Source organism: Dactylosporangium sp. CA-052675 (genome assembly GCF_050947935.1).
GTDB lineage: Bacteria > Actinomycetota > Actinomycetes > Mycobacteriales > Micromonosporaceae > Dactylosporangium.
On sequence record NZ_CP192010.1, the window covers coordinates 5,219,203 to 5,233,773 of the forward strand.

A 14,571-nucleotide genomic window follows, 5' to 3' on the forward strand; every position below is an offset into this window, starting at 1 on the left:
CGGCACTGATGCGAGGGCTCGGCTGGGCGGCAATCGGCGCGTTCCTGCTGGTGATCGCCGAGATCACCGTGTTCGTGCTGGTCGCCCGGGCGATCGGCTGGGGCCTGGCCATCGTCATCGGCGTGGCCACCATGATCCTCGGGTTCATGCTGGTCAAACGCGAGGGGGTCCGCGCCTGGCGGCGGTTCCGGACCACCCTCGCCGACGGCCGCCCCGCCGGCGGTGAGGTCTCCGACGGCCTCACCGGCCTCATCGGCGCGCTGCTGCTCATCGTCCCCGGGTTCATCACCGACGCCGCCGGGCTGCTGCTGCTCCTGCCGCCGGTCCGCGCGTTGACCGGCCGGCAGGTCCGCCGCGTCGCCGAACGCCGCATCTCACCCGCCGCGGCCGGGGACCTGTTCGGCCCGCGGGTCGTGCGCGCCGAACGCGGCCCCGTCACCACCCCCGCCCCCGGCGACACCCCGAGCGTCACCGGCGACGTCGTCGAGGGCGAGATCGTCGACCCGCCGGCCCGGTGAAGGCCTCCCCGGTCACCGTCGCCGCCCTCGCCGTCGACCTCGCCGAACGGGCCCGCGCCGCCGCCGGGACGCACCCGGCCCGGGTCGCCGTCGACGGGGCACCCACCGCCGGCGGCGCCGGCCTCGCCGAGGCTGTCGCGGGTGTCCTGCACGACGCCGGCGTCTACGCCCTGCACGTGCCCGCCGGAGGGTTCCTGCGCGCGGCGTCGCTGCGCCTCGAACGGGGCCGGACGAACCCCGACGCCTACTACGAGGACTGGCTCGACCTGCGCGCCCTCACCCGCGAGGTGCTGACCCCCGCCGGGCCCGGCGGCACCGGCCGCGTGTTGCCGTCGCTGTGGGACCCGGTGCTGGACCGGGCCACCCGCGCCGCCTACACCGAGATCCCGCCGCACGGGGTCGTGATCGTGTCCGGGGTGTTCCTCCTCGGCGCCGGCCTCGACTTCGACGTCGCCGTACACCTCATGCAAAGCGACGCCGCCCTCACCCGGCGGCTGCCCGCCGACCTGGCCTGGACACTGCCCGCGTACGGCCGCTACCGGGACGAGGTCATGCCCGAATACCAGGCCGACGTCGTCGTACGCGCCGACGACCCCGCCCACCCGGCGCTCGTGACCACCCTCTGAGCTGCGGGTTCGGCTCTGCGCGGACGGGGCTGGCGGCGGCGCGGTCAGCGGCTACCGTCGGAGGCGTGAAGACGTTCTGGCTGGACCGCGACCACGAGCGGTACGAGCGCCTGGTCGCGTCCGCCCCGAACGCCTTCGCCTACAGCCTCGGCGACATCGCCCCCGTCACGTTCGCGTGCACCGCGTGGACGTTCGCGACCCCGCCGATCCTCGACCCCGGCTACGTGCGCTGGCACCGGCGCGTACTGTCCGCGACCTGCGGCCGGAACCCGTTCGACGGCGGGCTCACCGCCCGGGTCGAGCTCGTCTCGCCGCTGCCCGCCGAGCTGACCAGCACCCGGGCGTGGTGGCGGGACCGGGGGTGGCGCGGCTGGCCCGAACTGTTCGGGCAGTTCGTGCCGCCCACCGACCGGGACCTGAGCCGGTATCCGCACGTGCGCACCACCCTGCTCATCGAGGCGCCGCTGCCGCTGGACGGGCTGCCGGAGACGCCGGACCCGGACGCCGCGCCGCAGGACGTGGTCGCCGCGGCCGCGCGGGCCGTGACCGTGCTCGTCCGGGACCTGTCGGAGCTCGTCGGGCCGGTCGTGCAGCAGCTCGACACGGACCGCGCCGTCACCTGAGCAGGCCGCGGGCCTTCTCCCGGTCCGCGGCCGGCCCTCTTCTGGTCCGCGGCCGGCCGTCGTTCGCCACGGACCGCGCTGTCGCCGCGGCAGCGCGACGCCGCCGGTGCGGGGCTTTTCGTAGGGCGGAATCCCTCTTGCCCTTCCGCGGGTGAATTGGGAAGGTTCATTCCCGTGGAAGTACGCCCACTGACACCCGGCGAATGGCAACTCAAACGGGACCTGCGGCTCAGCGCCCTCAAGGACAGTCCCCACGCGTTCGCCAGCACCTGGGCCCGCGAGGCCAAACGCGGCGAGGCCGACTGGCGCACCTGGCCCGCGGGCGGCGCCTTCTTCACCGCCTTCGGCCCCCTCCCGCCGTCCCGGCCCCGCGTCTCAGCCCCGTCCCGCGCCGCCCGCCACGACCCGCCGGCCCTCGGAACGCCGCCCGGCACCGGCGACGGCCGGCACGACCCGCCGGGGTATGTGGTGCCCGGCGGCCGGCACGACCCATCGGCGTGTGTGGTGCCGCTCGGCATCGGCGACGGTCGGCGCGACCTGCCGGGGTGTGTGGTGCCGCTCGGCATCGCCGGGGCCTGGGTGGCCGCCGCGGACCCGGCCACCACCCATCTGATCAGCATGTGGGTCGTGCCCGCCGCCCGCGGCCACGGCATCGCCGCCCGCCTCGCCGACGCCGTCACCGCCTGGGCCCGCGACCACGGCCACGACACCGTCGAACTCGAACTGGCCTGCGGCAACACCGCCGCCCTGAACGCCTACCTGCGGTGCGGTTTCAGCCCGGCCGGACGCAAGCCCTTCACCGCCGGCGGAACCGTCCTGACCCGCCCCACCCGCCGCCCGCCCGCCTGACGCCGTGCGCGCACATCGCGACGAAACCACACGCTCAGCGTGATGAGGTGACTACACGGCGTCCAGTCTCTGGCTGAACGGTTGATGTGTTTCGCGAGATTTGCGGCCTTTCGCTACATAGTGTGATCGCGTCATCACGACACGAGGGGGAGTCACGATGCGAAACGCACAGCGAATCCTGGCCCTGGGCGCCATGACCCTGACCGCCGGCGCGGTCCTCGGCATGACCGCCACGGCCGCCAGCGCGTCCACCGAGGCCGGCAGCCAGGCGACCGCCGCGAAGCCGGGCCCGCACGACCACGACGGCGACCGCAACGGCAACTGGAACGGCAACGGCCGCCGCGACCACGTCCGGACCTGGATCGCCGGCCGCTACAACACCAAGAAGACCTGCCAGTTCTTCGCGTGGGTCGGCGAGCGGCAGGGCCGGTTCGACGACGGCACGTGCGTCGCCGGGTTCAACGGCCGCCGCGGCTCCTGGCTGCTCATCGCCAAGGACTACGGCCGCCGCGGCCACCGGTAGGACGAGTACGGCAGCGTTCACGCCACCGCGGCCATGCGTCCGGGCGCCCCCCCCGAACGGGGAGGCCGCCCGGACGCGCCGCGATCAGTCCCCGGCCAGCACGGTGAACGCGAACCCGGAGCACGTCGTCCGGCGCAGCGGAATCGCACACTTGACCCGCCGCAACACCGCACCACGGCTGATGCCCAGCCCGCGGGCGATGAGCCGCTCCGGCCGCACCGGCACCGGATCCTCGAAGACGACCGCGACCCGGACCGGCCACTCGAGACCGGGCACCACCGGCGCGGCGACCAACTCCCACGCATCCGACCAGTCGAGGGCGCACCGGTGACGCCGCAGGAGCAGCGGATCCAGCAGCGTGACCGCCACCAGGCCGGGATCATTGACGTGGTACCCGTGCAACCGCGCCGGATCGAGCGACCCGACCGGCACCCGCTCATGCACCGTGAGCTTGCTCGTCCGATCGCACGACACGCAGCGGACCAGCAGCCACACGTCGAGGAGCTTGCCGTTGGCGTTGACCCGGAACCGCCCCGCACCGGTCGTGGCCGACTCCGAGCGGCAGTCGACGCACCGCAGACACAGCAGCGGCAGCCGGGTCCGGCGAACGACCCAGGGCAGCACGATATGAGGTTGTGAAGACATTGAGGATCTTTCTCAAGACCTGACCCGAGGCCGATCAGGCGCGGCCCCGAACGCCGTACGACCAGGCGCACGAGGGCAGCCCGGCAACACCGACGCAGACGTCGGCTGTCAGAGCACGGAGAGGGTGTCAGGCCTCGAGAGCAGGCGGCGTCACGCGGTTTCGTCCTTCTGCCTTCACACTTGTCTTCACACCAACGGACGGCAGCCAGGCTATGGCAACCAGCCCGAATGCCTCAAACGGTTTCGCCCGCCCCGTGTCTGATCCCCTGTGGGCTTCCGCCCGTTCCCCGTCCAATTGCCCCTGAGCATCCGCCCGTTCCGGTCCGATGCGCGGCTCGTCTTGCGCCCGTTCCCGTCCGATGTGCGGCTCGTCTTGCGGCCACTCCCGTCTGCTGAGGCGGTGAAGGCACCGCTCATCGGGAACCGTTGGGCTGCTCTTCTTCGGCGGCCCGGCTCGGGCCGCAGCGGTGCCCGTGTCTCACGGCCCGAACTCCGGCCCGGGGCCCGCCCGCAGCACCGGCCCGCTAGCGCCCGGCTCGCACCGCACCCGTAGCACCGGCCCGCGAGCGACGCCGCCAGGCCAGCAACCCCACTCCCAGCGCGGCCGCCACCAACTGCGTCCCACCGAGCCCCACCACCAACACCCACAACGGCCACCCGCTGAGCCCCGCGAACACCGCCGCCCCGACCGCCGCCGCCGTCAGCTTCACCCCCGACCCCAGCGTGAACACCTGCGTACGCGCCCGCGCCGGCGCCTCATTCGACCGCACCTGCAGCACCGACGTGAACAACGGCCCGTCGAACAACCCCACCACCGCGAACAGCGCCACGACCCCGACCCAGCCCGGCACCAGCGGCACCACGGCCAGCCCGACCCCGGTCAGGCAGACGAACACCACCCGATGCGGCGCCACCCGAAGCGGCCACCGGGCCATCACCAACGACCCGGCCAGCGCCCCGACCCCGATCGCCGTCACCAGCAGCCCACCACCGGCCGGATGCCCATGCGCCACACCGAGCAACACCGCGATCGACGCCATCATCCCGTGCCCGAACGTAGCGACACAGGTAGCGGCGGTGACGGCGAGCAACGGCGGCGAGACGACGATCGCCCGGAACCCGGCCCGCAGATCCTCGACAAACGACCCCCGGGCCTCTCCGCCACCTCCGGCAGCCCGCCCCTCGACCTCGCCATCTGCCGCACCGGTCGACGCCCCGCTGCCTCCTCGAGCACCCGCCGCGTCACCCGCGCCGCCTCTTCCGCCTCTTCCGCCTCTTCCGGCGCTTCGGGCCGCCGACGCGTCACCCCAACCGGCCTTTCCAGCCGCCGGAACCCCCGCCCCGCCACCTCTTTCGGCCGCCGACGCTTCACCCACGCCCGTACCTCCCACGGCTGGCACCCCGGCCCCGCCACCCGTTCCGGCAGCCGACGCCCCAACGCCGCTTCCTCCCGCACTCGGCACCGCGACCCCACCGCGCCCTCCGGCGGCCGGCGCGTGAAGGCCATCACCTCCAGCGGCAGCCACCGCGTCAACCCCGCCCCGCACCGCACCGGACGCGTGCTCAGCCCCGGCAACGCCAACCGACGCCACCTCGGTCACCGCCGGTTCGACGCTGCGTCCCGGTTCCGCACCCCCGGCCACCACCGGCAGCGCCCGCACCGTCAGCAACAACCCCGCCGCACACAGACACGCCGCCGCGATCACCACCGCCGCAACCGGCACCCCCACCGACACCGCGAGAGCCGCCCCCGCCGCCGGCCCGAAGATGTCCGCCACGTTGTACGTGGCCGCGTCCAGCCCCCGAAACCGCGACCGATTCGCCGGCGCGACCACATCATCGAGCCGACTCGAAAGCCCCCCGAAAATCATCGAACCGCAGCAGCCGGCAACAAGCGCCAGCACCAGCACAACCGGCTGCGGCGCGTGACCGATCAACGACAGGATGCCGCCGACGGCCGAACCGAACCCGGCGACGAACCCCGCATGCACCAGCCGCGGATGCCGGGCACGGTCGGTGACCAGACCGACGAACGGCCCGGCGAGCAGATGCGGCACCAGCAACACGGCGAGGACCAGCGAACCCTGCGCCGGACCGCCGAACTGGCGGACCGACGCCAGCACGATCACCACCCCGGCCCCCGAGTCCGCGGTACGCGCCAGGGCAGCGGCGATCAGCAGCCGAGCCGCACTCACCCGCCATCACCCGATCGGGTACCTGCCATGCTGCGGAACGTAGCGAACCCAGGCAGGATTTGGTCATGCATATTGCAGTGACCAACCGTGACGGCGACATCGCCCTCGTGAGCATCCACGGCGCGATCGACATCAACACCGCCCCCGCACTCCGCGACGCCATGCACCAGCTCCTCGACGCCGGCCACACACGTGTCGTGGTCGACCTCGCCGGCGTCGACTTCTGCGACTCGATCGGCCTCGGCACCTTCGCGTACGCCCGCAATCACTGCGCCGCCGCCGGAGGCTTTCTGCGCCTCGCCGCCCCATCGCCGTTCCTGGCCCGCCTGTTACGCACGGTCGGTCTGACCGGCCCGATCCCCGTGCACGCCACCGTCACCGAAGCACTCCAGCCCGCCCCCGCCGTGTAACCGTCGGCCGGCCCGACGGCCGCGCCACGCGAGCACACAGCATCGCCGGGCAGCTCACGGCGCGGACTCCCCGTAGCTCTGCGGCGCCCTCCCACGTCGAGGTCCCTTCCCGGCTCACCGGGAAGCCCGGCGTGCGGCATGATCCCGGTCGCGGCCCGCACAACCGGCCAGGTGACCTCCCGCAGGCCCGGCACCGGCAGCCGCCGCCGACCTGGCGGCCATGGCCTCACCGCCGGCGATCCGCGACGGCCGCGACGAAACCGCCAGCGGCGCGAAGCGCTCTCCCCGACTGGTGCCGAAGCCGGCCAGCGGGGTCATTCACCGCTCGGCCAGTGCGCCGGCCGATGAAGCCGCGCCGGCACCTTCGTCGAGGCGTCCCCGACCGCCGCGTCCAGCTGCGACTGAATCAGAAACAAGGTGCCACGCAGATCGGCCCCGGACAGGTCCGCACCACGCAGGTCCGCCCCGATCACATCGGCGTTGCCCAGATCCGCGCCACGCAGATCGGCCCCGATGAGCAGTGCCCCACGCAGATCGGCGTCGCGCAGATCGGTACCGCGCAGCTTCGCCCCGATCAACTGCCGCCCGAGCACCGGCACCGCCCGCCGCCCCCGGCGATCACGACCGCCGCCACCACCACCACCATCACCACCGCCGCCACGCACGGCCGAACCAGCCGCGCCGGCACCGGCCGCCGCCCCGCCCAGGCCACGCTCACCGCCACCGCCGCGCCCGGCAGGCTTCCCGGCCTTCCCTGATCCCTGCTCACGCGGGCCGGCGCCATTCCGGGCGCCACCACCGTGCTCCCGCGCGAGCCGACTCGCCTCACGCAGGAGCGGCGCGATCCGCTCCCGGTGACGCTCCGCCACCTCCGGCGTCAGCTCCTGCGCGGCATCGCGCAGTGACCGGGTCGACGACAGGGCGTCATCCAACTCCTCGGCCAGCGGCGCGGCCCGGGGCAGCGAGCGCGCCTCGGTGAGGTACCACAGCAGCTCATGCAGTATCCGGACCGCGCCGAACACCTCGAACATCCGCGGCGCCGACGCCGGATCGGCCCGCCAGTCACGGCCCGCCGCGACAACCTGCGCGACATGCTGCCCGGCACCGAAACAGTCGTAGACCGTACAGCCGGTGAACCCGCGATCCCGCAGCCGCGTGTGAATCCCGCACCGGAAGTCCTCGCCCAGGTTCGGGCACGCGTGCCCGGCCGGCTTGTCGATCGCGAAGTCGGACGAGCGGGAGAACGCCGGGGCGACACAGCACAGGCCGAAACACTTGGAGCAGTCGGCTCGCAGCTCTGGGTTCATGGTCCCTTCCTGTCCCGGCCCGACGGTACCGCGCACACAGACCGCCGCAACATCATGACGGCCGCCCGGGCACCCACGGCAACCGGAGATGTCCCAACCGCCCCACGTGCTGCGACCCGAGCGCCGCGACACATGACGCAACGCCACATCCGACTCCGGGCCGGAGACGGCGAAAAGCCCCGGCCGACCCGGCCGGGGCTTTCGACGACGATCGAAGCGGTTACGCGGAACGACCGCGGCGCAGGCGAACCTCTTCGAGACGCTCGTTGAGGATGTCCTCGAGCTCGGCGATGGTGCGCCGCTCGAGCAGCATGTCCCAGTGCGTACGCGGCGGCTTGGCCTTCTTCTGCTCGGGCTCGCTGCCGTCGACCAGCCGCGCCACGCTGCCGTCGAACTTGCACTCCCAGGTCATCGGGACCTCGGCGTCGACAGCGAACGGAACCTCGAACTGGTGCCCCTTGGCGCAAAGGTATTCACGGGTCTGACGCGGAGCCAGCTCGGTGTTGCGGTCGGACTCGTAGCTGACGGCTCCGAGACGGCTGCCGCGCAGCATGCGCTCGCCCATGGTTGGTCTTCCCCTTCGAATCGTGTTGCGCTTCGCTGTAACCAACGACGCCACGTGGTCTGACGATTCCCACCGCGGGCGGGCAGATTACACGACCCACCCGGCGCTGCGGTAGGTTCGTCGCCGGGTCGGTACCCTGATTTTACGTTGGGTTTCAATGATCGACCACATCGGCCGTTTTGTCGGCGCGGCTCACCGTTTGTAGTTTCGGCAGGTCACCCGGGTGGTTGACGCTTCTCACCCGCCGGCCGGTGGCGTACTCCCCGACACGGTCAGCCGGGTGAGCGCCGCCGTGAGCTGTGTCACCTGGTCACGCAGGTCATCCGCCCAGGCGTGCGCCCGATCCGCCTCCGCCCGCAGACGGACCAGTTCCTCACGTGCGGAGATCAACGCCGCCTCCGCACCGGCCGCCCGGGCGCCCTCCGCATCCAGACGCCGCTGCAGACGCCCCTCCGTGTCCGCACCCTCACGCAACGCACGCTCCACTGCCGTGTGCGCCACATCACGCTCCCGGAGAGCGTTGCCGGCCAGGTCACGGGCCGCGTCACGCTCCCGGTAGGCCTCCGCCCGCAGCGCCGCTTCCGTCGCCGCCTCCCGGCGCGCCGCATCCCGCTCCGCACCGAGCGTGTCGGCCATCTCCCGGTACTGCGCGATCGACCGCTCCGCCGCCTCCCGCGCCGCGGCGACCAGCTCCTCCGCCGACTCCTGCGCCTCCGTGACCCTTCGATCACCATCCGCACGCGCCTCGGCGATCGAGCGCTCAGCGGCGGCCCGCACGTCGGCGACGGTCCGCTCCATCACCGCCCGCGCCTCGGTCACGGTGGCCTCCGCGGCCGCGTGCGCCTCCGCCATCGCCTGCTCGGCCGCCGCCTTCAGCTCCGCCGCCCGGGCCTCCGTGGCCGCACGAATTTCGGCGACCTGCCGCCCCGCCTCCTCCTGCGCCGCGGCGACCTTCGCGTCCGCCGCCGCCGAAACCCGGCGTCCGTGCTCCTCGGCCTCCTCGGCGACCCGCCGGGCCCGAGCTTCCGAGGCATCAAGCCGCTGCTGTACCTCCGCGACGCGCGCCATCGCCTCACCGCGCACGAACTCGGTCTCGTCCTCCGCGGCCTGCCGCTGCGCCTGAGCCTCGAGCAGCTCGCCGTGCTTGGCCATCGCGAGCTCATGCGCCGAATCGGCCTCGACCCGATACCGCTCCGCCTCGTGCCGCGCCTCCTGCAGCGCCGCCCGCGCCCGCCGGGTCTCCTCCCGGGCGTCGTCGCGCTCGGCGTGCGCCGCGACCAGGCCGGCCGCCGCCTCCGCGCGAGCCTCGGCAACCTGCCGCTCGATCCCGGACGTCGACACCTCCGCGTGCAGCGCCTCGACGAGGTCGCCGAGCGCCTGATCGAGCCGCTCCGCAATCTCGAACGCCCGGGCGACCTGCCCCGTCAGCCCCGGCGACGTCCGTTGCCGCATCCGCGCATTGCGTGCGTTGCGCTGGCATTCGCCGTCGTTGTCCCGGCAGTACCGGAACGGCCGCCCGGCCGCGGAACGCTGCGGGACCGGCCGCCCGCAGTACGCACACGGCCGATCGTCGCCGCCGTGATCCTCGACAACCCACTCACGGCCGGCGTCACCATTGGCGTCGACGCGTACGTCGATCCGAGACTCAGTCACCGGCACAGCGTAGGCGACGTTTTCGCCGCAGCTCAGCCGGACACGCCGAATTATCGAATTGCTATTATCAGTAATCCAATAATCCCCCGACGGCGGCCCGGAGAGGGCCGGAAACCTTGGATCGGCCCATACACCATAATGACGGTTATGTGCGACGTGAGATTGCCGGTCTGGTGTACGGACGATGAGAAACCTCGTCGCCTGGGGAGACCCGCAGCCCCCGATCGCGATCCACGAACGCCTCACCACTTCGGCGTGCCGCAGCTCCGGTCCGGCCCGGCACCGGACTGGATGGCCCGGTCAACACCGAGCCAACTCATGAGCAGTCCGCCCCCGCCACGACGGGAACGACAACGGACAGGGGCGGCTGCAGACCGCCGCACCGTGGTGACCGCCGAGCCACCGACAACCCGATGCCGGCGCCTTCCCCCACACACGCGCCCGACGAGACAAGGTGCGATCGCCGGGCCCGCGTACGAACATGGTCCGGTCCAATCGACCTTCTGGCTGGTGACCGTGACGAAAGAGTGCCGAACCTGCGGCGAGACCAAACCCGTGACCGAGTTCTACAAGAACCCGTCAACGGTCCGCGCCGGCGGCTACCGGCCCGACTGCCGGACCTGCACCCTGAACGCACGACGCCGCAGATACGCGGAGACCGGCGGCGCCGAAGCCCACCGCCAGGTCCTCCGCACCGAACACGGCATCCGTCCCGAGGACTACGCCGCCAAACTCGCCGAACAGGACGGACTGTGCGCCCTGTGCGAGACCGTCGAGGTCGCGACGTACAAGGGCCGGCCACGACGCCTGACAGTCGACCGGGATCACCGGACCGGCACCATGCGAGGACTGCTCTGCCAGCGATGCAATCTCCTCGTCAACGCGATCGAACAGAACCCTGCCCTCGTCGAACGCGCAACGGCGTACCTACGCGGCAACCGGTCCTAGCGGCCTTCCACGCCTCCAGGGTCACCGGCAACATCCCGCGTGCCGATCGGACACGCAGAAGGCCGCCGTCCGGCACGCGTCGGATGCCAGGCCAGAACGTCAACGCGAACAGCGCGCTGACGACCTGGTCGGAGGTGCGGAAGGCCGACACACCCCGCGCCACCGGCCGACACCGCATGTCAGCAGGTCGGCGTGAAGTCCTCGAGCAGGTTCTTGTCATACACGAAGATCACGTACAGGTCGAAGTCCTTGCGCTCGACCGGCGGCCCGTACTGAGTCACCACGTCTTCGGGCGTGCCGTAGAACGGGCGCTGCTTCTCCAGCAGCACGAACCGAGCGTCGTGTTTCGCCGGGTCGAACATGTCCGTATGCGTCTGCCAGCACATGCCGAGCAACTCACCGTCACCACTCAGCGTCGGCACCACCGTCACCTGGCGGCCGGTACCGACCGTGATGTTGTTCGACACCCAATAGGAGCCAAGGCCGTACCGCAGACCGCGGCTCCGCAGCCAGTCCGCCGCCTCCTGACCCTCGACCGGCGCCGCGCGCGGCGGAACGTAACCGGCGAGCCCGACGAGCAGCACCGCCAGGACCGCAGCGGACAGTGACTGGGCCGCGACGCGGAGCCGGACGCGCAGGGGCGTCGGAGACGGGCCGCGCAGCCAGCGGGTCGTCACGCGCGCGGCGAGCACCGCGGCCATCGGCAGGACCGGCACGACCTCGCGGGTCGCCATCAGGTCGCTCGGCAGCGTCGAGACGATCTCGGCAGCCACGTCGCAGACGATGGCGGCGGCGAGGATCGCGTCGACGCGGTCCGCGGTGCCGCGCAGCGCCGCGACCGCGGTGACCAGCACGGCGACGATCGCCAGGAGCAGGCCCGGAAGCCGTACCAGCTGCAGCGTCGTCTCGACCCAGGGCGCCTGGATGCCGGGACGGACGGTGCCGAACAGGATGCCGATCATCCGGGTGACGGCGTGGGCACGGTCCGGCCACGCCTCCAACGGCGAGAACTCGATCGGCGGCTTCGGGGCGCGGAAGCCGCCGAGCCGTTCGATCAGCCACAGGACCCCGTGGGACAGGATGACCGACGCGATGCCGGCCGCGGCCAGCCGTGCGTCGGGCCCGCGAGCCGAGCGGGCGAGCAGAGCACGGTACGCGCAGACGACGATCAGCGGGGCCGCGCCGACGAACGTGATGAGGGGATCACCCATCGCGCCCCAGGCGAGGACGATCGCGACGGCGAACGGCAGCCACGGACGGTCACGGGCCCGGTCGATCAGGAGCCAGGTGATGAGGAGCGGGACGGCGGAGCCGGTGTGGTTCGGCGACGACAGGAGGGTCTGGTAGCTGTAACCGGGGGCGGGGAGCACCACGATCGCGACGGCGATCGCGACGGGCAGCCAGCCACCGCCGACCAGTGCGCCCTTCAGCCGGCCGAGCGGCGACACAGGACCACCGTCCGCGGTGGCGCCGCCGGGCGGATCCGATGAAGACGCGGTGGCCGTGGGCGACGTGCTCGCCGGGCTGGGGGAGTCGCGGGTAGTGGTTGGCGTGGTCGGCTCATCGGGGCCGGCGGTGACGGGTGCGGTGGGGGTCGCCGGCTGTGAGTGTGGTGGTGCGGGTGGGAGTGCCGTGGAAACGGATGCGTTGGGCTTCGCGGCGACTACGGTGTGTGCGAGCCACGCCGCGAGGCAGACGACCAGGGTCCAGGACAGAGCAGCGGCGATGTGGATCTGGTCCGTGGTCACGCCGGTGACGAGCTGGATCAGGCCGTACTGGATGAGCTCCGTGGGATAGAACGACACATCGGACAGGGTCCAGCCGCGCAGCAGCAGGTTGCCGTGGAACAGATCCCAGGCCTGGAGGGCGTTGCTCGCGCCGTCGCTGTTGACCGTCACGGCGCGGGACATCCGCAGGTACGCCAGGAACAGCACGAACGCGGGAACGATCAGGAGCACGGGCCACCAGCGGCGCAGCGTCACGCGACGCCCCAGTCGGCGAGCACCTCGGCGGTGTGCTGGCCCGGCACCGGAGGAGCGGACGGCGGCGCGGTGGTCGCGGACTGCGGGACGGCAGCTGTCACCGGCGGTGTAGTGGTGGTCGCGGACGGTGGCACGGCCGCGGTCGCCGACGGCCGGACGGCGGCGGTCACCGGCGGTGTAGTGGTGGTCGCGGACGGCGGGACGGCTGCTGTCACCGACGGCGGCGCGGTGGTTGCGGGCTGTGCCGTGGCGGTGGTCGCCGGCGGCGGCACGGTGGCTGTCGCCGACGGTGCCGTGGCGGTCGCGGGCGGGCCGAGCCAGGGTGTGAAGCGCGGTGCTACGGCCGGCTGGGTGACGCCGTCCGCCGTGATGAACGTGCCCCGTGCGGCCAGGTGTGAGTCCTGCGGGGCCTCGGTCAGTGACAGGACCGGCGCCACGCACGCGTCGGTGCCGTCGAAGACCACCGCCCACTCGTCCCGGGTCTTCTCGGCGAACGCGTTCGTCAGGCGGGCGCGCAACTCCGGCCAGCGCGCCACGTCGAACTGGTCGGGGGCGTCCGTCAGGTTCAGGCGGGCGACGAGGTCGGCGAAGAACTGAGGCTCCAGCGCGCCCACGGCGACATACCGATCGTCAGCGGTCCTGTACACGTCGTAGAACGGCGCGCCAGTGTCGAGCAGGTTCACGCCGCGCTCGTCGCGCCACAGGCCGGCCGACAGCAGACTGTGCAGGATCAGGCTCAGATGGGCGGCGCCGTCGACGATCGCCGCGTCGACGACCTGGCCACGGCCCGTCGCCTCGGCCGATCGCAGGGCGGCGAGAATGCCGACGACGAGGTATAAGGCGCCGCCGCCGTAGTCGCCGAGCAGGTTCACGGGCACCTGCGGCGGGCCGCCGGCGCGGCCGATGGCGTGCAGGGCGCCGGTCCGCGCCAGGTACGTGATGTCGTGCCCGGCCGACGAGGCGAGCGGCCCCTGCTGGCCCCAGCCGGTCATCCGGCCGTACACGAGCGAAGGCCTGCGGGCGAGCACCTGGTCGGGGCCGACCCCGAGCCGCTCGGCGACCCCGGGCCGGAAACCCTCGATGAGCACGTGGGCACGCTCAGTGAGAGACAGGACGAGCTCGACACCCTCGGGGGTTTTCAAGTCCGCGGCTACCGACCGTTTCCCGCGGTTGGTGAGGTCGCCGGCGGGCGGCGGGGCGATCGGCGAGGCTGGGCCGGGGCGGTCGACGCGCACGACGTCGGCGCCGAGGTCGGCCAGCAGCATCGCGGCGAACGGGCCAGGGCCGATTCCAGCCAGTTCCACGACGCGCACACCGCGCAGCGGTCCTTCGCTCATGCGAGGAAGGTACCGGTCGATCACTCGGCGAGTGCGAACGGCACGGGTGCGTCGTCGCCACACATCGGACACGTCCGGCGGATGCCCGGTGCCCAGCCCAGCACCGGGCCCGTCTCGCGCTCGGAGGGTGCTCGCCGTCGCCCGCCGCGGGACATCGTCGCCGAACTGCCAGCACTCGCCGCCGAGATCGCCGCCGGCACGTTCGTGGTCGACCCGGTCACCCGGCCACCCGGTCGAGAGCCGCGGCGGCACCCGGTCACCCGGTCGCCCGGTCGACCCGGGCACCGTCGCGCTCGCCGACGTCACCGAGGCCTGGACCACCACCGCCGAACGAGGCCGGCGGGTCCTGGTGGTTCCCTGCAAGGCGTGCGTGTGCGGCTTCGCCACCGC

The 14,571-nt window shown here is 72.6% G+C and carries 14 protein-coding genes; 7 read left to right on the forward strand and 7 right to left on the reverse strand.

The features are described from left to right. Positions 1-8: 8 nt before the first annotated feature. The 5 genes from ACQP1P_RS24070 (at position 9) to ACQP1P_RS24090 (ending at position 3,139) form a co-directional block, all read left to right on the forward strand. Positions 9-518 (forward strand): FxsA family protein, encoded by a 510-nt coding sequence (locus ACQP1P_RS24070; RefSeq protein ID WP_433089683.1) that lies wholly within the window; start codon positions 9-11, stop codon positions 516-518. After that, the gene (locus ACQP1P_RS24075) at positions 515-1,144 is read left to right on the forward strand and encodes a uridine kinase (RefSeq protein WP_433089685.1); all 630 of its coding nucleotides are present in this window, start codon (positions 515-517) and stop codon (positions 1,142-1,144) included. The genes ACQP1P_RS24070 and ACQP1P_RS24075 overlap by 4 nt, the downstream gene beginning before the upstream one ends. 65 nt (positions 1,145-1,209) lie before the next feature. Beyond that, positions 1,210-1,767, forward strand: a complete 558-nt coding sequence (locus tag ACQP1P_RS24080; protein WP_433089687.1) for a hypothetical protein — start codon at positions 1,210-1,212, stop codon at positions 1,765-1,767. Positions 1,768-1,941: 174 nt separating this feature from the next. Continuing rightward, positions 1,942-2,616 (forward strand): GNAT family N-acetyltransferase, encoded by a 675-nt coding sequence (locus ACQP1P_RS24085; protein WP_433089688.1) that lies wholly within the window; start codon positions 1,942-1,944, stop codon positions 2,614-2,616. Positions 2,617-2,773: 157 nt separating this feature from the next. Beyond that, entirely contained in the window at positions 2,774-3,139 is a 366-nt protein-coding gene (locus tag ACQP1P_RS24090; protein WP_433089689.1) for a hypothetical protein, read from the forward strand. An 84-nt stretch (positions 3,140-3,223) separates the two neighbouring features. On the opposite strand, the gene ACQP1P_RS24095 is transcribed toward ACQP1P_RS24090, so the two are convergent. Then, positions 3,224-3,763: a DUF1062 domain-containing protein gene (locus ACQP1P_RS24095; protein WP_433089691.1), complete on the reverse strand. Its 540-nt coding sequence runs from the start codon at positions 3,761-3,763 to the stop codon at positions 3,224-3,226. Positions 3,764-4,308: 545 nt separating this feature from the next. Then, entirely contained in the window at positions 4,309-5,916 is a 1,608-nt protein-coding gene (locus tag ACQP1P_RS24100) for an MFS transporter (RefSeq protein ID WP_433089693.1), read from the reverse strand. A gap of 128 nt (positions 5,917-6,044) precedes the next feature. Here ACQP1P_RS24100 and ACQP1P_RS24105 point away from each other — a divergent pair, with 128 nt between their 5' ends. Next, positions 6,045-6,389 carry an STAS domain-containing protein gene (locus ACQP1P_RS24105; RefSeq protein WP_433089695.1) on the forward strand — a complete coding sequence of 115 codons (345 nt, stop codon included), beginning with the start codon at positions 6,045-6,047 and terminating at the stop codon, positions 6,387-6,389. Between the two features lie 314 nt (positions 6,390-6,703). Here the strand turns inward: ACQP1P_RS24105 and ACQP1P_RS24110 are convergent, their stop codons facing one another. From ACQP1P_RS24110 to ACQP1P_RS24120, 3 genes are all read right to left on the reverse strand, one after another. After that, positions 6,704-7,696: a pentapeptide repeat-containing protein gene (locus ACQP1P_RS24110; protein ID WP_433089697.1), complete on the reverse strand. Its 993-nt coding sequence runs from the start codon at positions 7,694-7,696 to the stop codon at positions 6,704-6,706. A 220-nt stretch (positions 7,697-7,916) separates the two neighbouring features. After that, complete coding sequence (locus ACQP1P_RS24115) at positions 7,917-8,261, reverse strand: RNA polymerase-binding protein RbpA (protein WP_223092257.1); 345 nt, start codon at positions 8,259-8,261, stop codon at positions 7,917-7,919. Positions 8,262-8,498: 237 nt separating this feature from the next. Beyond that, positions 8,499-9,920 carry a hypothetical protein gene (locus tag ACQP1P_RS24120; RefSeq protein ID WP_433089699.1) on the reverse strand — a complete coding sequence of 474 codons (1,422 nt, stop codon included), beginning with the start codon at positions 9,918-9,920 and terminating at the stop codon, positions 8,499-8,501. Between the two features lie 504 nt (positions 9,921-10,424). Between ACQP1P_RS24120 and ACQP1P_RS24125 the strand changes: the two genes are divergently transcribed. Further along, the gene (locus ACQP1P_RS24125; RefSeq protein WP_433089701.1) at positions 10,425-10,862 is read left to right on the forward strand and encodes an endonuclease domain-containing protein; all 438 of its coding nucleotides are present in this window, start codon (positions 10,425-10,427) and stop codon (positions 10,860-10,862) included. Positions 10,863-11,041: 179 nt separating this feature from the next. Here the strand turns inward: ACQP1P_RS24125 and ACQP1P_RS24130 are convergent, their stop codons facing one another. Both ACQP1P_RS24130 and ACQP1P_RS24135 read right to left on the reverse strand, forming a co-directional pair. Then, positions 11,042-12,844, reverse strand: a complete 1,803-nt coding sequence (locus tag ACQP1P_RS24130) for a hypothetical protein (protein ID WP_433089702.1) — start codon at positions 12,842-12,844, stop codon at positions 11,042-11,044. Beyond that, positions 12,841-14,181 (reverse strand): CaiB/BaiF CoA transferase family protein, encoded by a 1,341-nt coding sequence (locus tag ACQP1P_RS24135; RefSeq protein WP_433089704.1) that lies wholly within the window; start codon positions 14,179-14,181, stop codon positions 12,841-12,843. Before ACQP1P_RS24135 ends, ACQP1P_RS24130 begins: the two co-directional genes overlap by 4 nt. Positions 14,182-14,571 lie beyond the last annotated feature (390 nt).

Excerpts from the sequence above, each read along its gene's own strand:
- ACQP1P_RS24070 (WP_433089683.1), top strand. The coding sequence starts at position 9 with ATGCGAGGGCTCGGCTGGGCGGCAATCGGCGCGTTCCTGCTGGTGATC.
- ACQP1P_RS24090 (WP_433089689.1), top strand. The coding sequence starts at position 2,774 with ATGCGAAACGCACAGCGAATCCTGGCCCTGGGCGCCATGACCCTGACC.
- ACQP1P_RS24105 (WP_433089695.1), top strand. The coding sequence starts at position 6,045 with ATGCATATTGCAGTGACCAACCGTGACGGCGACATCGCCCTCGTGAGC.
- ACQP1P_RS24110 (WP_433089697.1), bottom strand. The coding sequence starts at position 7,696 with ATGAACCCAGAGCTGCGAGCCGACTGCTCCAAGTGTTTCGGCCTGTGC.
- ACQP1P_RS24115 (WP_223092257.1), bottom strand. The coding sequence starts at position 8,261 with ATGGGCGAGCGCATGCTGCGCGGCAGCCGTCTCGGAGCCGTCAGCTAC.
- ACQP1P_RS24135 (WP_433089704.1), bottom strand. The coding sequence starts at position 14,181 with ATGAGCGAAGGACCGCTGCGCGGTGTGCGCGTCGTGGAACTGGCTGGA.